Annotated in this window: 20 protein-coding genes; 7 read left to right on the top strand and 13 right to left on the bottom strand. The window is 59.6% G+C overall.

Going from position 1 to position 19,435, the window contains the following annotated elements:
* Positions 1 to 28 precede the first annotated feature (28 nt).
* From OK411_RS19770 to OK411_RS19740, 7 genes are all read right to left on the bottom strand, one after another.
* Positions 29 to 3,673 (bottom strand): transporter substrate-binding domain-containing protein, encoded by a 3,645-nt coding sequence (locus tag OK411_RS19770; protein ID WP_264365576.1) that lies wholly within the window; start codon positions 3,671 to 3,673, stop codon positions 29 to 31.
* 8 nt (positions 3,674 to 3,681) lie between these two features.
* A complete protein-coding gene (locus OK411_RS19765; RefSeq protein ID WP_016770847.1) occupies positions 3,682 to 4,308 on the bottom strand; it encodes a response regulator transcription factor in 627 nt (208 codons plus the stop codon).
* 369 nt (positions 4,309 to 4,677) lie between these two features.
* A complete protein-coding gene (locus tag OK411_RS19760) occupies positions 4,678 to 6,006 on the bottom strand; it encodes a deoxyguanosinetriphosphate triphosphohydrolase (protein ID WP_264365575.1) in 1,329 nt (442 codons plus the stop codon).
* A gap of 69 nt (positions 6,007 to 6,075) precedes the next feature.
* Positions 6,076 to 7,239: an EAL domain-containing protein gene (locus OK411_RS19755; protein ID WP_024013699.1), complete on the bottom strand. Its 1,164-nt coding sequence runs from the start codon at positions 7,237 to 7,239 to the stop codon at positions 6,076 to 6,078.
* 120 nt (positions 7,240 to 7,359) lie between these two features.
* Positions 7,360 to 7,698: a hypothetical protein gene (locus OK411_RS19750; protein WP_016770844.1), complete on the bottom strand. Its 339-nt coding sequence runs from the start codon at positions 7,696 to 7,698 to the stop codon at positions 7,360 to 7,362.
* The gene (locus tag OK411_RS19745) at positions 7,695 to 8,081 is read right to left on the bottom strand and encodes a phage holin family protein (RefSeq protein WP_008079909.1); all 387 of its coding nucleotides are present in this window, start codon (positions 8,079 to 8,081) and stop codon (positions 7,695 to 7,697) included. Before OK411_RS19745 ends, OK411_RS19750 begins: the two co-directional genes overlap by 4 nt.
* A gap of 2 nt (positions 8,082 to 8,083) precedes the next feature.
* Entirely contained in the window at positions 8,084 to 8,398 is a 315-nt protein-coding gene (locus OK411_RS19740; protein ID WP_016770842.1) for a DUF883 family protein, read from the bottom strand.
* A gap of 300 nt (positions 8,399 to 8,698) precedes the next feature.
* Here OK411_RS19740 and OK411_RS19735 point away from each other — a divergent pair, with 300 nt between their 5' ends.
* Complete coding sequence (locus OK411_RS19735; protein WP_264365574.1) at positions 8,699 to 9,907, top strand: ammonium transporter; 1,209 nt, start codon at positions 8,699 to 8,701, stop codon at positions 9,905 to 9,907.
* Here the strand turns inward: OK411_RS19735 and OK411_RS19730 are convergent.
* Positions 9,904 to 11,616 (bottom strand): cation:proton antiporter, encoded by a 1,713-nt coding sequence (locus OK411_RS19730; protein WP_016770839.1) that lies wholly within the window; start codon positions 11,614 to 11,616, stop codon positions 9,904 to 9,906. The genes OK411_RS19735 and OK411_RS19730 overlap by 4 nt on opposite strands.
* A 198-nt stretch (positions 11,617 to 11,814) precedes the next feature.
* Here OK411_RS19730 and OK411_RS19725 point away from each other — a divergent pair, with 198 nt between their 5' ends.
* The 3 genes from OK411_RS19725 to OK411_RS19715 all read left to right on the top strand — a co-directional run bounded on the left by OK411_RS19725 (position 11,815) and on the right by OK411_RS19715 (position 13,443).
* Positions 11,815 to 12,051, top strand: a complete 237-nt coding sequence (locus tag OK411_RS19725; protein WP_016770838.1) for a glutaredoxin family protein — start codon at positions 11,815 to 11,817, stop codon at positions 12,049 to 12,051.
* A 113-nt stretch (positions 12,052 to 12,164) separates the two neighbouring features.
* Positions 12,165 to 12,482: a hypothetical protein gene (locus OK411_RS19720; RefSeq protein ID WP_016770837.1), complete on the top strand. Its 318-nt coding sequence runs from the start codon at positions 12,165 to 12,167 to the stop codon at positions 12,480 to 12,482.
* A 70-nt stretch (positions 12,483 to 12,552) separates the two neighbouring features.
* Entirely contained in the window at positions 12,553 to 13,443 is an 891-nt protein-coding gene (locus OK411_RS19715; RefSeq protein WP_110601498.1) for a pseudouridine synthase, read from the top strand.
* 82 nt (positions 13,444 to 13,525) lie between these two features.
* On the opposite strand, the gene OK411_RS19710 is transcribed toward OK411_RS19715, so the two are convergent.
* Both OK411_RS19710 and mobA read right to left on the bottom strand, forming a co-directional pair.
* On the bottom strand, positions 13,526 to 13,747 hold the full coding sequence (locus tag OK411_RS19710; protein ID WP_016770600.1) for a YgdI/YgdR family lipoprotein: 222 nt from the start codon (positions 13,745 to 13,747) through the stop codon (positions 13,526 to 13,528).
* Between the two features lie 78 nt (positions 13,748 to 13,825).
* On the bottom strand, positions 13,826 to 14,428 hold the full coding sequence (mobA, locus tag OK411_RS19705; protein WP_125917348.1) for a molybdenum cofactor guanylyltransferase MobA: 603 nt from the start codon (positions 14,426 to 14,428) through the stop codon (positions 13,826 to 13,828).
* Between the two features lie 81 nt (positions 14,429 to 14,509).
* Between mobA and moaB the strand changes: the two genes are divergently transcribed.
* Together moaB and glp are read left to right on the top strand one after the other, a co-directional pair.
* Positions 14,510 to 15,049 carry a molybdenum cofactor biosynthesis protein B gene (gene moaB / locus OK411_RS19700; protein WP_016770598.1) on the top strand — a complete coding sequence of 180 codons (540 nt, stop codon included), beginning with the start codon at positions 14,510 to 14,512 and terminating at the stop codon, positions 15,047 to 15,049.
* A complete protein-coding gene (gene glp / locus OK411_RS19695; RefSeq protein ID WP_264365573.1) occupies positions 15,033 to 16,259 on the top strand; it encodes a gephyrin-like molybdotransferase Glp in 1,227 nt (408 codons plus the stop codon). Before moaB ends, glp begins: the two co-directional genes overlap by 17 nt.
* A gap of 59 nt (positions 16,260 to 16,318) precedes the next feature.
* Here the strand turns inward: glp and OK411_RS19690 are convergent, their stop codons facing one another.
* Complete coding sequence (locus OK411_RS19690) at positions 16,319 to 16,627, bottom strand: hypothetical protein (RefSeq protein WP_016770834.1); 309 nt, start codon at positions 16,625 to 16,627, stop codon at positions 16,319 to 16,321.
* A gap of 315 nt (positions 16,628 to 16,942) precedes the next feature.
* Between OK411_RS19690 and yegS the strand changes: the two genes are divergently transcribed.
* Positions 16,943 to 17,860: a lipid kinase YegS gene (gene yegS, locus OK411_RS19685; RefSeq protein ID WP_264365572.1), complete on the top strand. Its 918-nt coding sequence runs from the start codon at positions 16,943 to 16,945 to the stop codon at positions 17,858 to 17,860.
* On the opposite strand, the gene OK411_RS19680 is transcribed toward yegS, so the two are convergent.
* Together OK411_RS19680 and OK411_RS19675 are read right to left on the bottom strand one after the other, a co-directional pair.
* A complete protein-coding gene (locus tag OK411_RS19680; protein WP_016770832.1) occupies positions 17,844 to 18,503 on the bottom strand; it encodes a response regulator transcription factor in 660 nt (219 codons plus the stop codon). The genes yegS and OK411_RS19680 overlap by 17 nt on opposite strands.
* Positions 18,500 to 19,393 carry a sensor histidine kinase gene (locus tag OK411_RS19675; protein WP_123443514.1) on the bottom strand — a complete coding sequence of 298 codons (894 nt, stop codon included), beginning with the start codon at positions 19,391 to 19,393 and terminating at the stop codon, positions 18,500 to 18,502. The genes OK411_RS19680 and OK411_RS19675 overlap by 4 nt, the downstream gene beginning before the upstream one ends.
* Positions 19,394 to 19,435: the final 42 nt, after the last annotated feature.

The following is a 19,435-nucleotide window of genomic DNA, read 5'->3' as shown; positions in this document are numbered from 1 at the left end:
TAACTCACTGCTCAGCGTCCAAGCATAGTTAAGACTCGCTGACTGTGCCTTGATCGGCCAGGGTCAATTGCTGCTGCAGGGCCTGCGCCAGTTCGAGCATCGCCTGGCTGGTTGCCGCCCAGCGACGGGCAATCTCCTGTGGCGCGAGCGCTTGCTCGCAAGCGGTCTCAAGCTCATCACAACATTCAATCAGCCGCGAGGCCTGCGCGATGCGTGCTGCGCCCTTGATCTTGTGCGCAACCACCGCCAGCGCTTCGCGATCATCCTCGGGTGACAGCCTGAGTAGTTCCTCGCGGTCGAGGCGGCTGCTCTTGAGGAGCTCCACCAGCATGCGTCGGGTTTGCCCGGGGTTGTTGCCGGTCAGCAAGCTCAGACTTTGCAGGTCGAACACCGAGGCCGGTGATGCCGGCGTGATGCCGTCGATCCACTGTCCGAGCAGGGTCAGACTCAACGGTTTGAACAGGCAGTCGTCCATGCCGGCGAGCTTGCAGCGCTGGACTTCTTCCGGCTGGGCATTGGCGGTGAAACCCAGCACGGTGCACGGCGGGCGATGGTTTTGCAGTTCAAGCTGGCGAATCCCACGGGTCATCTCGTAGCCGTTCATCAAGGGCATGTTGCAGTCGACGATCACCAGATCGAAATGATCGGCCTTCCACCGTTCGAGGCCGCTGCAGCCATCTTCGGCAATGCTGAAGCGATGACCGAGAAATTCCAGTTGCTGACACATGAGCAGACGGTTGGCCGGATGGTCGTCGACAACCAGGACATGTAACGGCGTTGTCGCAGGCTTGATCAACGGTTCGCTTTTCGGCGGATTCGCCTTTGCCGGCAGGCTGTCCAGCGGCAGCGATATGCACACCTGAGTGCCGATGCCGGGCTGGCTGCTCAACTGCAGTTGTCCGCCCATCATTTCGCACAGGTTGCGACTGATGACCAGCCCCAGTCCGGCGCCGTTTTTTGCCTGCCGACTGCCGTTTTCCGCCTGCGAGAATGGCTCGAACAAGCGCTGTTGATCTTCGGCGCTGATGCCTGAGCCGCTGTCCTGCACGGTCAGCTGCATCAATGTTCGACCAGCAGCGTCTGCCGGGATCAGGTCGAGGGTGATCCGCACGTGGCCGCTTTCGGTGAACTTGATAGCGTTGCTGACCAGGTTGGACAGCACCTGCTTGAAGCGTAGCGGATCCAGATGTACATCCACAGCCGGGTGCGGTGGGTTGAAGACGACTTGCAAGGCAAGGTTTTTCTGCCGCGCGAGGCCGTCGAAGATGCGTGCAACGGAGGTCACTGTGTCGACCAGATTGATCCACTCCGGGGACAGGCTCAGACGTCCCGACTCAATGCGGGCAATGTCGAGGATATCGCCGATCAGCCCGAGCAGATCCTTGGCCGAATGGTAGGCCGTGTCGATCGATGCGCGATCGGGGTGTTGCGGATCGATGCGTCGCAGGGTCAGTTCGAGCATGCCGATTACGGCGTTCATCGGCGTACGGATCTCATGGCTCATGGTTGCCAGGAAGGTACTTTTGGCCCGGTTCGCCTCGTCCGCCTGCTCTTTGGCTGCACGCAGTTTTTCAAACAATTGGCGGCGTTCACTGATGTCTATCCAGCCGCCGATAATCCCTTGAACGTCACCGCTGGAGTCGCGGTAGGGAAGAATCCAGTGGTAAATCGTCAAACGGCGGTTGCCGATGTGCAGGGGCCGGTCGAGTATCAACGGAATGCCTTCGGCAATGACTCTCTGGTAATCGGCCTGGAATGCCTCGGCCTCGCATGCGTTGCTCAGGGTGCCCTGCATCACGCCTTTGCCGATGATGTCCTCGCGTCTGGCGTTGAACGCTTCGAGATAACTGTCGTTGCAACTTTGCAGCAGACCCTGGCGATCTCGCACGTAGATCGGGTGCGGCGTGCCGTTGACCAGCGAGCGCATGAACTCCAGTTGATCGTTCAGTGCACGTTCGGCAGCCTGGCGTTGTTTGATCTGGTGGCGCATGTAGGCGTTCCAGGTCAACAACAGCAGCAGGATCAGGCCGGCGGCTGCGACCACTTGGTAGAACAGGCGCTGGTAGTTTTGCCAGATGTTCTGTGATGCCGTGGAGTAACCGCGCCAGCGGCCGTTGATCACGCCGAGCTCCTCGGGAGCGATGCTCAGCAGCGCCTTGTTGATGATCGAGGCCAGTTCGGTGTTGTCACGTGCGGTCGCCAGCGAGAAGGCTGCCTGACTGGTGCCGATCGTGGTGGTGATTTGCAATGGCCGATCGAATATGCGCGATGAGATGAAGTAGTTGGCGATCACCAGCGAGTTCACCGCACCGTCGACATGGTTGTCGGCCAGCATCGACACGGCGCTGAACGTGTCGGGGGTTTCGATCAGTTCGATGCCCGGAAAATTCTCATGCAAGTAGGCGACCAGCGGATTGCCTTGGGCGATCGCCAGACGCTTGCCTTTGAGTTGGCCCAGATTGGTCGGGCTGTCGGCGCTTTTGCGGGTCAGCAGCACGTAGGAATTTTCCAGATACGGGCGACTGAAGCTCAGGTTTTTTTCACGTTCGGCGCTGGGCAGCAGGGCGGCAATCAGATCGGCCTTGTGATTGTCGATCTGCCTGATCATTTCCGCATCGTTGCGGCTGCGCTGAACCTCGAAACGCAGGCCGGTACGCAAGCGGATCAGCTCGAGCAGGTCGGCGCTGATGCCGCGGAAATTGCCGGCGCTGTCGAAGAAGGTCAACGGTGCGTAAGCTTCATTGACCACCACGCTGACGACGGGGTGCTGCTTGAGCCACTTTTCCTCACGATCAGTCAGCTGCAGTTTTCTGTCAGTGAGCAGCAGGTCGCTGCCGGCGCTCCAGCGCTTGGCGATGTCGTCGCGCTGACTGCTCGGGATCGCCGCGAGCACCGTGTCGATGATGCCCAGCAGCTGCGGATTGCTGCGCCGCACGGCGAAGCTGAAGCCATGGGCTTCCTGCTTGCCGAAGTTGGCCATACGGACATTGTTGAGATAGCCCTTGTTGATCATGTAATGGGTGGAGAGGGTGTCGCCGAGAAACACATCGGCCTGGTCGAAGGCCACCGCGTTGATTGCGTTCTGGTAGGACGGATAGCAAGTGATCAGCGCTTTGGGATACAGCGCTTTGATCTCGGGCACCGGCAGATAGTGATACACCATGCTCAGGCGCAGGCCGGCGAGGCCTTCGGTCAGCGAGCGGGTTTCGTCCTCGCGGGTTACCAGTACCGGCTGATCGACCGCATAGGGTCTGGAAAGCGCGAGGTTGGCATTGCCTGCTTCGTAGCCGTTGGCTGTGCCAAGCAGGTCGATCTGGCCATCGATCAAGGCGCGAATTGCAGCCTCGCGCGAGGGAAAGCGTTGCACGCGAATCGGCAAACCGGTGGCCTGACCGAGAATCCCTGCGTAATCGGCGGTCAGTCCCTCGTAGTCCTGGCCACTGACGGTCATGTCGAATGGCGGGTAATCAGGTGCGGAGGTACCCAGTTTCAGTTCGCTGCGAGTCTGCAGCCATTGCCGTTGTGACGGCTGCAGGACAGTTTGCACGGCCTCGGTGGCCGAGCGGCTGAGCAATGCATAGTCCGGTGAAGCGCTTGGCGCGGCGAGGGCATTGGCGCTCAGGTACAGAACAGCGCTCAAGGCAATCAGGTAGTCCTTTACACGGCTGGGCATGCGGAGTCTCACACGAGTGCGTTACGTTTGGCCATCTCGATAAGTTCTACAAGGGATCTGGCTTTGAGTTTTTGCATCAGACGCTTTTTATAAGTGCTGACGGTCTTGTTGCTCAGAAACATGCCCTTGGCTATTTCCTTGTTGGTACGTCCCTGAGCAAATAACTGCAATACCATCAGTTCGCGGTCATTGACGGATTTGAACAGTTCAAGTTCAGCGTATCGAGTGTCGTCGGCGCGCACCGGATTAAGCGCTTGACTGGGGAAATAGTTATAACCGGAAAGTACCGCTTTGATTGCGCTGACCAATTCGCTCAAGTCTTCCTGCTTGCAGACATATCCCGATGCGCCGGATTGCATGCAACGAATGCCGAACAGCGTAGGACACTGCGCCGTCAGAATCAGAATCTTGAAATTCGAACCCATGGTGTTGAAGCGGGCCAGCACTTCGAGGCCGTCCAGCTTGGGGATGCTGATATCGAGAATGACCAGGTCGGGCATGCATTCACGGACCATCTGCATGGCATCGACACCGTTATCGGTCTCGCCGACGACCTTGTAGCCTTCATGTTCCAGGAGCATTCGCACGGCGAGGCGGATGACCGGATGATCGTCCACAATAAAAACGGAGTTCATAAATAGAGTCCCATGCAAGCATGAATAAAGCGCGCACCTTAGCTCAGATGCATGAGCACTCGCATGGACTGGTAGTGTCGCGACTACGTTATCGGATTAATCCTACGCGTAATGAGGAAAGAGACTACGTTGAAATTAGGTTCGGCGTAAGGAAGGGCGAGCAATCAATTGGCCGAAGATTGAAATGATCCGAAGGCCAATATTGATATTCAATTATTTGTCGATGTTTAAAGTTGCGTTTAATCAGCGGTGTTTATTTGATCGGGTTAATGGGTCAAGCGTAGTTGAATCTCACTCGGTGCACAGGGGCATTCAGCGAAACTCTCATGGTGGTCAGCCGGTCAGGTGACCGGCCGACCACCATCAGACTCAGTGACTTGAACGCCCGGTCATTTCCAGTGCCATGTCACTGGCGTAACTGTCGGTCATGCCGGCGATGAAATCGATCATGCGCAGAAACGAACTGTGCAACGAACCCTGCGGATCCGGCGCATTGTTGCCAAGCAAATCGAGGATGCGCCGGCTCTTGAACGACGGCGTGCGACCGTTGTGCTGCTCCAGCGCGGCGCCGCAGAACGAATTGAGCAGGATCTCCAGCGTCGTGTACGCGCCGATCTCATGCAGGGTCTTGCGTTTGTCCTGAAAGATTTTCTTGCGCGCGATGTCCTTGGCGTTCAACACGCAGCGCTTCGCCGGCCCGTGCATGTGTTCGACCAGATCGCCGGGCAGCGTGCCGGCGAGCAGAGCATCCTGCTGTTCGACAAATGCCCGCGCCGCCGCGTTGGTCAGGTGCTCGATGGCCTTGCCGCGCAGGATCGCCAGTTTACGCCGCCGGGAATCCTGCGGGCCGAGCTGGCGATAGGTTTCCGGCAAGTCGTCACCGACGAGACCGAGCAGCAGTGACTCGACTTCGGCGTATTCGAGCAACTCCATTTCCAGACCGTCTTCGAGATCGATCAGCGCATAGCAGATGTCATCAGCGGCTTCCATCAGGTAGACCAATGGATGGCGTGCCCAGCGCTGGTCTTCGATTTGCGGCAGACCGAGTTTGTGCGCGATCTGTTCGAGCAATGGCAGCTCGCTCTGATAGCAGCCGAATTTGTGTTTCTTGTAGCCGAGGGAGTCGGCGTGGCGCGCGGTCCATGGGTATTTCAGATAGGTGCCCAGCGTCGCGTAGGTCAGGCGCGTGCCGCCGTCGAACTGGTGATATTCCAGCTGCGTCAGCACGCGAAAGCCTTGAGCATTGCCTTCGAAATTGAGGAAATCACCACGCTCGGCCTCGCTCATGCCGTCCAGCCAGCCACGCCCGGCGGCTTGTTGAAACCAGTGGCGAATCGCGTCTTCGCCGGAATGGCCGAACGGCGGATTGCCGATGTCATGCGCCAGGCAAGCCGATTGCACGACCATGCCGAGGTCGGCCGGGTCGCACCAGTCTGGCAGCGCGCTGCGCAAGGTTTCACCGACACGCATGCCCAGCGAACGGCCGACGCAGCTGACTTCCAGCGAGTGGGTCAGGCGGGTATGAATGTGATCGTTGCTGGTGACCGGGTGCACTTGGGTCTTGCGCCCGAGGCGGCGGAAGGCACCGGAGAAAATGATGCGGTCATGGTCTTTGTGAAAAGGGCTGCGGCCGAGTTCTTGCGGGCTGTGCAGCGGCTTGCCGAGGCGTTCGCGGTTGAGCAGGGTTGGCCAATCCAAGGCTGATTCTCTCCGTCTGGTAACTGATCGCCCTAGCTTCCCGGTTCGGCCCTGTGCCTGCAAGCAGAACTACAGGCCTGCTGCGTCGATATCGATCAACAGCAAGCGTTCACCGTTATCGAAAAACTGTCCGGCAGTCAGGCAATACTGGTTGCTGGTGGCATCGCGATAGGTGTTCGACAGGGTCAGGCGGCGTTCTTCCCAGCCTTCGGCCAGCAGATGATAGAAATACGGTCGCCACGACCAGTTGTGCCCCAGATAGCGGTCATCGGCAAACCAGCCGTCATGGCGCCATTCGAGGTTGGGCGTCAGTTGCGTGCCGTGGCGATCGCACTGATAAAAGCGCAGCAGCCAGGGAAACGCCTGCAATTGCGGCAACGCACTGAGCGGGGCGCGGGCCTGCGCCCATTGCTGCAGAATCGCCATCAGTTCGCTGAGCTGCTGACGCATCTGCATCAGCCTTCCGCGCTCGCTGAGTTTCTGTTTTACGTAGCGCTGCCTGAGTTGGGCGAAATGCGCGACGAAAGCATCCGTAGCGAAGAAGTCTTCCTGCGCCCGGGCGAAAAGAAAACCTTGTACGTAGCGCGAGCCGCACTCCAGGGCGAAATTCAGCTGTGCTTCGGTTTCGACGCCTTCAGCGATGATCCAGCAGCCGGTTTTTTCGGCCATCTGCGCAAGTGCTTTGACCACGTCACTGCTCGGTCCGCCGAGGGCCGCAGCCTGAAACAGGCGCATGTCGAGCTTGAGAATGTCCGGTTGCAGGGCCAATACCCGATCCAGCTGCGAATAGCCGGCGCCAAAATCATCGATGGCGATTCTCGCCCCTGCGTTACGGTAGCGCCCGACCACGTGGGCCAGGCGTTCGCTGTTACCGCCCAGTTCGGTGATTTCGAAAACGATGCGCTGCGGATCAACCTGGTGTCGCGCCAATTGCTTGAGGCTTGGCAGCGCTTGATCGGCGCGCAGGCGACTGATCCAGCGTGGCGACATGTTCAGGCTGAGGAACCACTCCGCCGGCGCTTCATGCAGGCGGCTGAGGGCGTGGTCACGGATCTGCCGATCGAGACGGCGCAAGGCAGTGGCCGGTGTCCGTGGGTCGGCGAACAACGGTCCGACCGAGGTCAGTTGACCATCGCTCTGGCGCAAGCGACCGAGTGCTTCGACACCAGCGATGCGGCCGGTGGCGGTATCGATGAAAGGCTGAAAACAGGCGAGCGGTTGCCCGTCGATCACGGCAAGTCCTTAATCTTGTTTTTGGTTTGGCCGCGCTTGCCGGATAGGCACGCGGGATGGAATCTCCCGATAAGGAGATTCATCCCGGCGCTATTGCAAGAATGTAGCCAGATGGGCGCTTCAGCGTTTGCCCGAGCTGTGCATGACCAGTCTGATCAGCGGCCCAAGCGTCGTGCCCAGACGCAGCAGTCGCGTCAAACCGCCGCCACTGCTGCGTTTCGAGCCTTTGCCGGTGAGGAAACCCAGCAGCGTCACCGCCGCCACGCCCCACAACGGCGCGTGCTTGATGCCAAAACCGTCCTGCACGTTCTGCTTCATGCCACGCATGCGCTGCAACGGTTGCAACACTTGCGCGGTTTCGTGGCGGATTTCCTGACGGTGCATTTCCATGCGCAGGCGGATCAGCGCCTTGCGCATTTCCCGGCGTGAGCTGTTGTGCGGAAGTTCAGGCAGGCTCATGGCAGCAGGCGCTCCCGGTCGTTGGCCAGCTCTTCGAGCGTGCCGTGGAAAGGCGAGGACTCATCGAAAATCGCCGCTTTGAGGCGTAGGCCGCAGAAGATCGACGCCAGCGTGTAAAACACGCACAGGCCGATGATCGCTGCCAGGCGGTAGGTGTCCCAGAAGATGATCATCACCAGCGTCGACAGACCCACCAGCAACAGCAGGGCAAACACCAACGCCAGGCCGGCGAACAGCAGCAGGCTGACAGTGCGTGATTTCTGCTCCTGCAGTTCGATGCCGAACAGTTCGACATGACTGTGCAGCAGGCCCAGAACGGCAGCGCCGAGGCGACGTGTGGAGGAGGCGGTGCCCGCAGTCGGGCCGGATTCACCGATCGACATGATCAGCGCCGAGTTGCCAGCAGGCCGATCAGAAAGCCGACGCCGGCAGCGATGCCCACCGACTGCCATGGGTTGGCCGATACATAGTCTTCAGTAGCGGTGACCGCCGCCTGACCGCGCTCGCGCAAGGTGTCTTCAGTCACTTTCAGGGTTTCCCGGGCACGCAGCAGGCTGTCGTGAATCTGGGCACGCAGCTCATCGGCCTGATCGCCAGCGAGGGTCTTGGTGTGCTCGAGCAGGCGTTCGGTGTCGGCGACCAGAGTCTGGAAGTCGTTCATCAGGATTTCTTGAGCAGTCTTTGCCTTGATGCTGGCCATGGGTGGATCTCCGTAGGTGGCTTTGAAGCGTTCGAGTATGAGCCTTGCGCGAAGGTTCAGTGCAAATGCCTGGTACAACTTTTGCTGTGTCGTGGTGCGTCGCTCGGCGTATGTGCGCTGTTGCCGGGCGTCCGAGCAGAAAACTCTAATTCATTTGCTCGCGGTTCGTGATCGGACATCGATATATGCGCCAAATCAGTTCATCAACCCTGCCGTTGGATATTTGATGAGTCGTAATTTGGTGCATGAAATGCCCGCATGAACCGCTTTGGTGCCTTTTAGCCTTGGGTCTGCCTCCTCATGGAAAATCTGCAAAGCGCTGTGGACTCGCTGGTTCACAGCTCCAACACGTTGTTCATTCTGATCGGTGCGGTGATGGTACTGGCGATGCACGCCGGTTTCGCCTTTCTGGAGGTCGGCACGGTCCGGCAGAAGAACCAGGTCAACGCGCTGGCGAAAATCCTCAGCGACTTCGCCGTCTCGACCCTGGCCTATTTCTTTATAGGCTATTGGATCTCCTATGGCGTCACCTTCATGCAACCGGCGGCGGTGCTCACGGCTGACCACGGCTATGGCCTGGTGAAGTTTTTCTTCCTGCTGACCTTTGCTGCCGCCATCCCGGCGATCATTTCCGGCGGCATTGCCGAACGCGCGCGTTTCGTCCCGCAGTTGTGCGCGACGGCGCTGATCGTAGCGTTTATCTATCCGTTTTTCGAAGGGCTGATCTGGAACGGCAACTTCGGCTTGCAAGGCTGGCTGGCGGAGCAGTTTGGCGCGGCATTCCATGATTTCGCCGGCTCGGTGGTGGTGCATGCCGTGGGCGGTTGGCTGGCATTGGCCGCTGTTCTGCTGCTCGGCCCGCGCAATGGTCGCTACCGCGATGGGCGCCTGGTCGCGTTCGCGCCGTCGAGTATTCCGTTTCTGGCGCTGGGCTCGTGGATCCTGATTGTCGGCTGGTTCGGCTTCAACGTGATGAGCGCGCAGACCCTGCAAGGTGTCAGTGGCCTGGTCGCGGTCAACTCGCTGATGGCCATGGTCGGTGGCACCGTCGCCGCGTTGATCGTCGGGCGCAATGACCCGGGCTTTCTGCACAACGGCCCGCTGGCCGGGCTGGTGGCGATTTGCGCCGGCTCCGACCTGATGCATCCGGTAGGTGCGCTGGTAACCGGCGCGATCGCCGGAGCCTTGTTTGTCTGGTGCTTTACCGCTGCGCAAGTCAAATGGCGCATCGACGATGTGCTGGGCGTATGGCCGTTGCATGGTTTGTGTGGCGTGTGGGGCGGGATTGCCTGCGGCATCTTCGGTCAGTCTGCGCTGGGTGGCCTGGGCGGTGTCAGCCTGATCAGCCAGTTGATTGGCACTGCGCTTGGCGTCGCGGTCGCGCTGGTCGGCGGCTTCGTCGTCTACGGCGCGATCAAGGCATTGCATGGGCTGCGCCTGAGTCAGGAACAAGAGTATTACGGCGCCGACCTGTCGCTGCACAAGATCGGCGCGGTGAGTCAGGACTAGATTTCCTCATCATTGGCTCCGGGATAGAAACCGTGGAGCAGGCGATAGCGATCGATACGCACTTGATCGACCTTCTCCTGCACTTTGTGCGCGGGCAGGCCGAGCATGATCAGCGCATGTGAAGCGAGCATCAGGCTCGACTCCAAAAGCTCCGGCACCACCTCGGTGGCACCGGCGGCTCTGAGTTCCGCCGATTGGCTGTCGTCACGGGTGCGTACCAGAATCGGCACCTGTCGGTTGAGTCGCCGGGCTTCGCGCAGAATGCGCAACGCCACGTCGCTCTGATCCACGGCGATTACCAGCAGCCTGGCGCGCAACAGGCCAACCGCAGTAAGCAGATCGCCACGCGCCGAGTCGCCGTAATGCACGTCGCTTTCCGCGGATGCGGCTTCCTGCACCCGCACCGGATCGTTGTCCAGCGCAACATAGGCTTGCCCGGCGTTGCCCATGAAGCGGCCGATGGATTGGCCGACGCGCCCGTAGCCGCAGATCACCACGTGCTGGTCGAGGTCGGCGTTGAGCGCGCTGATCTGTTCGATCTGCGCTTCCTGATTGGGCTTGCGGTGCAGCACGGCGGCAATGCGCGGCGCCGCACGCAACAGCAGTGGCGTGAGCAGCATCGAACAGAACGTCGCCGCGAGCAGCAGGGCGCCCGGTTCGGCCGGCAACAGGCTGTTCTGCTGCATCTGCGCCATCAAGGCAAAACAGAATTCGCCACCCTGGGCCAGGGCCAGGCCGCTGCGCCATGCGGTTTCGCTGTCACTGCCGCGCCACTTCACCAGCAGCGCGACCACGATGCCCTTGATCAGCATCAGGCCGAGCGTCAGGCCGATGATCAACAGGCTGTGACTGACGAACAATTGCAGGTCGATCAGCATGCCGATGCTGACGAAGAACACGCCGAGCAGAATGTCGCGAAAGGGCCGGATGTCGGCTTCGATCTGGTGCCGGTAATGGCTTTCCCCGAGCAACATGCCGGCGAGGAAAGCGCCGAGTGCAGGCGACAGCCCCAACAAGTGCGTGAGCCAGGCAGTCAGCAGCACGATCACCAGCGCCAGCAGGACGAACAGCTCCGCAGAGCGCGAGGCCGCCACCTCATGAAACAGCCGTGGCAATAACCAGCGACTGGCGAGCAGCAGGCCGAAGAACAGCACCACGGTTTTGCCCAGGGTCAACGGCAAGGCCCAATACCAGGCCTGCTCGCTGGTGCCGGCGAAGACCGGAACCAGTGTCAGCAGCAATACCGCGACAACGTCCTGAAACAGCAACACGCCGACCGCGTTCTGGCCGTGGCTGCTGAATACTTCACCAAGACTGCCCAGCTCCTTGGTCACGATCGCCGTGGATGACAGCGATAATCCGGCACCGAGCAACAGCGCCGGCATCAGCGGCATGCCCAGGCCCATCAACAGTGTGCCGAGCAGCGCTGTGCTGATCAACACTTGCTGACTGCCGAGGCGAAACACCACCTGACGCAGCGCAATCATCTTCGACAGGGAGAACTCCAGACCCAGCGAAAACAGCAGAAACACCACGCCCAGCTCGGCGACATCGGGCAGATGTTCGCTCTCGTTGACCCAGTCGAATGCGTTCGGCCCGACCAGTAATCCCACGCACAGGTAACCCAGCACCGGCGGCAGTCGCAGGCGCCGGAACAGGGCAATCACCACCAGGGATGAGGCGAGGATGATCAACAGATTTGCAAACACGGGACACTCCGCTGTCAGGGCGTTGGCCTCTGAAGCGTAGAGGCAAAAAGTCCGCGAGGATGACGCATTTGCAATTTGCGCTGAATGATTTGCGTCAGGATTTTGCGCCGGGAGCGCTGGGTCCTTTGGGCGGCGCCGGGTCGACGAGGGTTTAGTGGCGTCCTAGAATGGGCTCACTTGTTTTCCGGTAATGCCGTCATGCCTCCTGAATGTCAGCTGTTCGGCACCCTCGGGTGTCACCTGTGTGAAGTCGCCGAAGCCGAGCTGATGCCCTTCGTCGAGCATGGTCTGCTGGTTGAACTGGTGGACATCGCCGAAGACGAATCGTGGTTCGAAAAATACAGCTTGCGCATCCCGGTACTGCGGCGGGTCGACACGGGCGCGGAGCTGGATTGGCCGTTCAGTGGCGATGAAATCGCGGCGTTTTTACGATGATGAGTTTCACTACCGTTCTCCCGCTGGTCGCAGCAATACATCCTTGCGTTGGCGCTCGCGGAATTCTTCGGTTACTGTATGTCCATACAGCAATCGAGTCAGAGGGATGAACCGTGGTCAATGTCGAACAGTTGAAGAGCAGCGTTAACCGGATGTCGGTGGACGTGGTGCGCGAGGCCGTCCTCGAATTGCGCCTGGACGGGCTGGTCACGGAAGGCAAGACGCCATTCAACAAGCTGCATTTCAATACCTGCTTTGCCGAAATCGAAGCCCTTTTTCAACGCGCCGGTTATCACAAGCAGCTGGATGTGGTCGGTTATCAGGGACTGTTATACGCGTTGTACGACCCGGGGCGCTGGGAGGCGGTCGATGTCTTGCGCTGGCTGAAGGAGTTCACCGAAGCAGCGGCTCTCAAATCGATTCCGGCCTGATCAAACTGCGCTAGGTGGCTTCGCCTCACTGTTGGATAATGCCGGCTTGCATTGAGGAATTCTGTTTCGTATGTCCAGTCCCGTATTTTCCGCTGCGCACAATCAGGCCAGCACCTTGTACTTGCCGCCCGGTCCCTGGCTGACGGTACTCGATTGCCTGTGCGAGCACTTCAGTGCCATCGGCCGCGAACAATGGCTCGACCGGATTGCTCGCGGACGGGTGCTGGATGCGCAGGGCCAGCCGATTGCGCTGGACTTGCCGTACAGGGAAGGGCTGCGCATTCATTACTTTCGTGAGGTGCCGGACGAAAAGCCGATCCCGGTTCTCGAGTCGATTCTCTATGCCGATGAACACTTGGTGGTGGCCGACAAACCTCACTTTCTGCCAGTCACCCCGGCCGGGGAATATGTCGAACAAACCCTGCTGCGGCGGCTGATCCGTAGGCTGGACAATCCGCATCTGGTGCCGCTGCACCGCATCGATCGGCATACGGCGGGGCTGGTGATCTTTTCGGCCAATCCGCAGACCCGCTCGGCCTATCAGTCATTGTTTCCGACCCGGCAGATCGACAAGCGCTACGAAGCGATCGCCCCGGCGCTGCCCGAGCTGAATTTCCCTTTGGTGCACAAGAGCCGTTTGATCGATGGCGAGCCGTTTTTCCGTATGCAAGAAGGGCCTGGCGCCAGCAATACCGAAACGGCGGTCGAGGTGCGTGAGAAAAATGGTGATCTGTGGCGCTATGGTCTGTATCCCGTGACCGGCAAAAAGCATCAGTTGCGGGTGCACATGACGGCGCTGGGAGCGAGTATTTGCAACGACCCGTTTTATCCGACGGTGTTGAAAGATGTCGAGGACGACTACGCCAACCCGTTGAAGCTGCTTGCGCAGGGCCTGCGCTTCATTGACCCGGTGACCGGGGAATTGCGGGAGTTCGAGAGTCAAATCACCTTGCAGTGGTAATGCTGAAACTGCTTTCCGAGCGCCCATGAAAAAGCCCGCATGACAATGCGGGCTTTTCTGTATCCGGTAACGACGCGGAGCCTTACAGCTCTTTAACGGTACGAACCTGATCCTTGTTGATGCGGGTCTCTTTGCCGTCCAGCTGCTGGAACTCGTAGAAGCCCGAATCATCATCGTATTTCGGGGTGTCGACGGCCTGGATTTCGCGACCGTCATTCAAGGTGATCACTGTTGGCGAGGAGCAACCTGCGAGGGTGGCCAGGCCCAGTGCGAGCATGAAAGTGGCGAGGGTCCGTTGAGTCATGAGTGTGTCTCCGAATGGGAAATCTTCTGGTTACTGAGCTTGAGACGTAAACAAGGCGTGAGAGTTCCTTGGATAATGTCAGTCTGACACAGTGTTGTGCAGATGTAACAATTCCGGGGTGTTAAGGTTGGCCAGTCGCGGGTCGTTGTCTGGACATTGCAATGCAACGGCACCGAGGCTGCGCATCACCCGACCCGGGCTGCGCTCGCCTGCATTCCAGGCTGCTTCGAATGCCGGCAACAGCGCCACGGGAATCACGCACAGCAGCGGTTCCCAATGCTCGCCGTGGCGCAGCATTAAAGGTTTTTCACGTTGCTGATCGGCAGTATTCAGCATGTCTTCGAGCAAGGCCTTGTCGATTCGCGGCACATCACATGGCAACACCAGCAGATGCGCATGGCGCGCCGCTTTCAGCCCGGCACGAATACCGGCCAGCGGCCCGGGGAAATCGCCTTCATCATCCATCACCAACTGATCGGCAAACCCGGCATAACGCTCGCGATTGCGGTTGCAGGAGATGATCAGATCGTCGGTCAACGGCCGTACCTTGCGCTGCAAATGCGCGATCAACGGCTCGCCCAGCCACTCGATGAGGCCCTTGTCCTGACCGCCCATGCGTTGACCGCGTCCACCGGCCAGAAGCAGGACGGAGCAGGGTGGCAACGGGTTGTTCGAGGGCATGACGACTCTCCAGAGGGGCGGCGGAAAAATGAGCCGCTGTGATATAACACCGGGCTGTTTCCCCTACAACTGGAAGAGCCTATGAAAGCCAAGGCTGATGTACCTTTCGTGCCGCTCAATATTGCGGTGCTGACTGTCAGCGACACCCGAACCCTGGAAACCGATACCTCCGGCCAGGTCTTCGTTGATCGCTTGATCGCGGCCGGTCACGCGCTGGCCGAGCGGGTTTTGCTTAAAGATGATCTCTACAAAATCCGTGCGCAAGTCGCCAACTGGATTGCCGACGATGTGGTTCAGGTTGTGTTGATCACCGGCGGCACCGGCTTCACCGGGCGTGACAGCACGCCGGAAGCGGTGGCATGCCTGCTCGACAAACAGGTCGACGGATTCGGCGAACTGTTCCGCCAGATTTCCGTAGCCGATATCGGCACTTCGACTGTGCAGTCCCGGGCCCTGGCCGGTCTGGCCAACGGCACGCTGGTGTGCTGCCTGCCGGGTTCGACCAATGCAGTGCGCACCGGTTGGGACGGCATTCTCGCTGAGCAACTGGACGCCCGTCATCGTCCGTGCAACTTCGTCACCCATCTGAAGCAGGCGGCGCCTTGTGAATCCCGTGGGTAAGCTGGGCAAGACCGGCAGTTTGCTGCCTGTCGAAACGGCGCTCGAGCGTTTGCTGGCCATGGCTGATGCGTCGCGCATTGTCGAGCGCGAGCACTTGCCGCTGGCTCAAGTCGAAGGGCGGGTGCTGGCGGAAGATCTGATCTCGACACTGGATCTGCCGCCATGGCCGAACAGCGCCATGGACGGCTACGCCTTGAACCTGGCGGATTGGCAGGGCGAGCCGCTGCCGGTCAGTCAAAAGGTCTTCGCCGGGCAATCTCCGCAACCGTTGGAACCAGGCACCTGCGCACGCATCTTCACCGGGGCACCATTGCCGCCGGGCGCCGACTGTGTCGAGATGCAGGAAAACGCCGAAGTTCAGGCCGATGGCCGAGTGCGCTTCCTCGAGCCTTTGAAAGCCGGGCAGAACATTCGTCCGCAGGGCCAGGAAACTACGGTCGGCGAATTGGTGCTGCAAGCTGGAACCCGGCTCGGACCGATTGAGCAGGGCCTGGCTGCTTCGCTTGGCTGTGCCGGCCTCAATGTCGTGCGCAAACCTCGCGTCGCTGTTTTGTCCACCGGCGACGAGCTGGTTGAACCCGGCCAGACATTGGGACCAGGCCAGATCTACAACAGCAATCGCGTACTTCTGTGCAGCTGGCTGCAGCGTCTGGGCTGCGAAGTGATTGATGGCGGAATTCTTCCCGACGATCTACCCGCGACGCGGGCGCGGCTGGGCGAGCTACAAAATGTCGATCTGATTCTGTCTACCGGCGGTGTCTCGGTCGGTGAGGCGGATTTCCTCGGTATTGCCCTGCGTGAAGAAGGCGAGTTGGCCCTGTGGAAGCTGGCCATCAAGCCCGGGAAGCCGTTGACCTTCGGCCAATTTCGCAACGTGCCGGTGATTGGCCTGCCCGGCAATCCCGCCTCGACGCTGGTGACGTTCGCCCTGCTGACGCGGCCTTATCTTTTGCGTCGCCTGGGTGTGCAAGCCGTCGAACCGCTCAAGTTTGCAGTGCCAGCAGGTTTTGTCTGGTCGGTGGCCGGCAACCGTCGTGAATTTCTGCGCGGGCGCTTGGAACAGGGGCGGGCGATCATTTACCGCAACCAGAGTTCGGGTGTGCTGCGTAGCGCCGCGTGGGCCGACGGGTTGGTGGAAGTCCGAGAGGGCCGCACGCTGAGCGAGGGTGATGAAGTGAGCTTCATTCCCCTCAGTGACCTGCTGGGGTAGCCGGTCTTGCCCATGCACGCGTCGGCGGGTAAGCACGGCGCGTGCAACAATTGATTCGGTCAGTTGCTGATCAACGTCACCAACTGGTCGAATCGGCTGTTGGCCACCCATCCCAGCAGACCAAGGATGACAGCGGTAGCACCCGCCGAATACGCCAGACGGTGTTTGATCGTCCGCACATCATTGAGCACTTCGTCCATGTCGCGGCGCATGTATTTGAAGTGAGTCTCCAGCTCGCTGACTCGGGGTTCCATATCAAACTCTCCAGGGGTCTTGGCGCTGTTACAGAAGTCTGGTTTCTTGCTGGCACGACTTTCGGCGAGAGCGGCGACCGGGCTCACCGGTGCCTTGGTTTCATGGTTGCGCATGGAAGTACTCGCTGGTCGTAGCAACTGCACGCTTGCTGATTATTCCATTGCTCGATTCATGGAAATGAATCGCGGGGTATCCGTTCATTACCGGCACATCCTTGTGTTATTGAGTTGAAAGTTGGTGCTGCCGGCACACGGTGACGCAATGATCGGACGGGGTCAATTAAGCCGATTCCTCTTGTTCCGTACGAAAAAATACCGCTGTGTAGGACGCTGGCCGTTTGAAAAGCAATTAATTGCCATCCCTGCGGCTTTTTTAACGCGCGCAGTGGTCAAGATGTTTCAATCGATTTCAATTCTTGGAGTGACGTTATGAGTGAATGCCGGGCACTGCTGATCTTGCATGGCAAACAGGCACTCAACGAAGATGTCCGCGCTGCCGTCGAAGCCAAGCGTGAGCAAGGCTGGGAACTGGCTGTCCGAGTGACCTGGGAGGCTGGCGACGCCCAGCGTCTGGTCGATGAAGCGTTGGCGGCCGGCTACAGCAAAATCATCGCCGGTGGCGGTGATGGCACGTTGCGCGATATTGCCGAGGCGCTGGCGCAGCATCCGCAAAAAGCCAGTCTTGTGTTGCTGCCGCTGGGGACCGCCAACGATTTCTCCCGCGCCGCCGGTATTTCCCTGGAGCCTGCTGAAGCCCTTGAGCTACTGGATGTTCAGCCCTCGGATATCGATCTGGGCGAAGTGGGCGGGCAGATTTTCCTGAACATGGCGACCGGCGGATTCGGCAGCCAGGTGACCGCCAATACTTCGGAAGACTTGAAAAAGGTCTTGGGCGGTGCCGCCTACCTGTTCACCGGTTTGACCCGGTTCAGCGAGCTGCATGCCGCTTATGGCGAGTTGCAGGGGCCGGACTTTCATTGGCAGGGTGAACTGCTCGCACTGGGAATCGGCAACGGACGGCAGGCGGGTGGCGGCCATGTGCTGTGCCCCGAGGCGCGAGTCGACGATGGTTTGCTGGACATCAGCATTTTGCCGGCACCGCAGGAGCTGGTCGGCACGCTGAAGAATCTGCTGAGCGAGGGCTTCGGCCTCGACAACATGTTTGTGCGGGCACGTTTGCCGTGGGTCGAGATCAAGGTCGCCGAAGGGCTGAGCATCAATCTCGATGGCGAGCCGCTGGAAGGCGACAGTCTGCGATTTGTTGCGAAACCTGCAGCGTTGCAGGTGCATCTGCCGAAGGACTCGCCGTTATTGGGCCAACAACCGTCAATCAGTCATCAAGGCTGATGATCTGTTCACGCACAGCGAACAGTACCAGACCCGCCACGTCGTAGATTTGCAGGCGTTTCATGATCTGCGCGCGGTGGGTTTCGACGGTCTTGACGCTCAAGCCCAGACCGTTGGCAATTTCCCGGGTCGATTTGCCGCGCACGATCAGCCGAAGGATTTCCAGCTGGCGCGCGGTCAGATTGTGCGAATCGGCGACGTCCGGCTGGCTTTTCTGGTTTCGCGTCAGTGCCTGATTGATCACCGTATGGGCAATGGCCGGGCTGAGGTAGCGTTCGTTGTTGCGCAGGGCTTCCAGCGCGTGCTCGAGCTCGGTGGCCGTGGTGTCCTTGAGCAGGTAGCCATGAGCGCCGGATTCCAGTGCCTGCATGATCAGCGCCGGATCGGTGTGCATCGACAGAATCAGCACTTTGCTCTGCGGCCGCACGCGCTTGAGCCGTTGCAGCGCTTCCAGGCCACCGGTTTCTCTCATCGAGATGTCCAGCAATACGATGTCCGGGCTCAATTGCTCGACCATTTCAAGCAATTGCGAACCATCACTGGCTTCGCCGATTACCGCGTAACCGGGAATATCCAGTACCAGAGCGCGCACGCCGGCTCTGATCAGCGAGTGGTCATCCACCAGAAGTAAGTTACAAGTCAACGCATAACCTTATTCGTACTGGCCCGTTCGAGTGCCCGAGGCGCCCACGGGAATAGTGCTTCGATTCGAGTGCCTTTGCCCGGCTCGCTGATAACGCTCAATGTGCCGCCCAACTGTTCGATACGCTCGGCCATTCCGGCCATGCCGCGTTGGCCTTCTCTGGCCGGGTCGGCCGCCGGGGCGAAACCCAGGCCGTCATCACTGATCAACAGCGTCAGACCTTGCGGCAATCGCTGTACTCGAATCAACAGGTTTTTTGCCTGTGCGTGCCGGAGGATGTTGGTCACGGCTTCCTGGGCAATGCGAAACGCCGCGACGGCCATTTCCTCGGGGATGCCGTTGAGCCGTTGCTGGCAATCGAGACTCCAGTTGACCGGCGTGTTGGCCAGTGTCTTGAGCAAGTGCGCACGCAGGCTGGCTTCGAGGCCCAGGCTGGTCAATTGACGTGGATTGAGAATCGCCGAGACGTCACGCACCTTGGTCAGGGTTTCATCCAGTGTGTCGCAGAGGACCTTGCATTGTTCCTGCAGATCTTCCGGCAGGCGGCGTTTGAGCCAGTCACTTTGCAGCTTCGCGGCGGTGAGCAACTGGCCGATATCGTCGTGCAATTCACGGCTGAGGCGATGTCGTTCGTTTTCCTGGACTTGCAGCAGTCGATCAGCCAGCTCTTGTGGCTGAAACTTGATCGATTTGCGCGACAAGCGATATTGCACCCAGACGCACGCGGTGGCGGCGATGTCGAGTGCCAGCAACCCCAGTGGAATGTGCGCGGAAAAAACATAGGCCAGCAGACTGCCAATAGTCGCCAGAACACACAGCACTAGTGTGAAGCGCCGGGCGTTTTCCCGCGAGGGTGGCCATGTAATAAGTGACTTGAGACTGGCGTACATAACGGATGGAGCCAATGGATGTTCGCTGCGGGCAGACCGACC

The sequence above is a fragment of the Pseudomonas sp. RG1 genome, from assembly GCF_025910115.1.
Classification (GTDB): domain Bacteria; phylum Pseudomonadota; class Gammaproteobacteria; order Pseudomonadales; family Pseudomonadaceae; genus Aquipseudomonas; species Aquipseudomonas atacamensis.
This window is presented reverse-complemented; position numbering and strand designations above follow the sequence as displayed.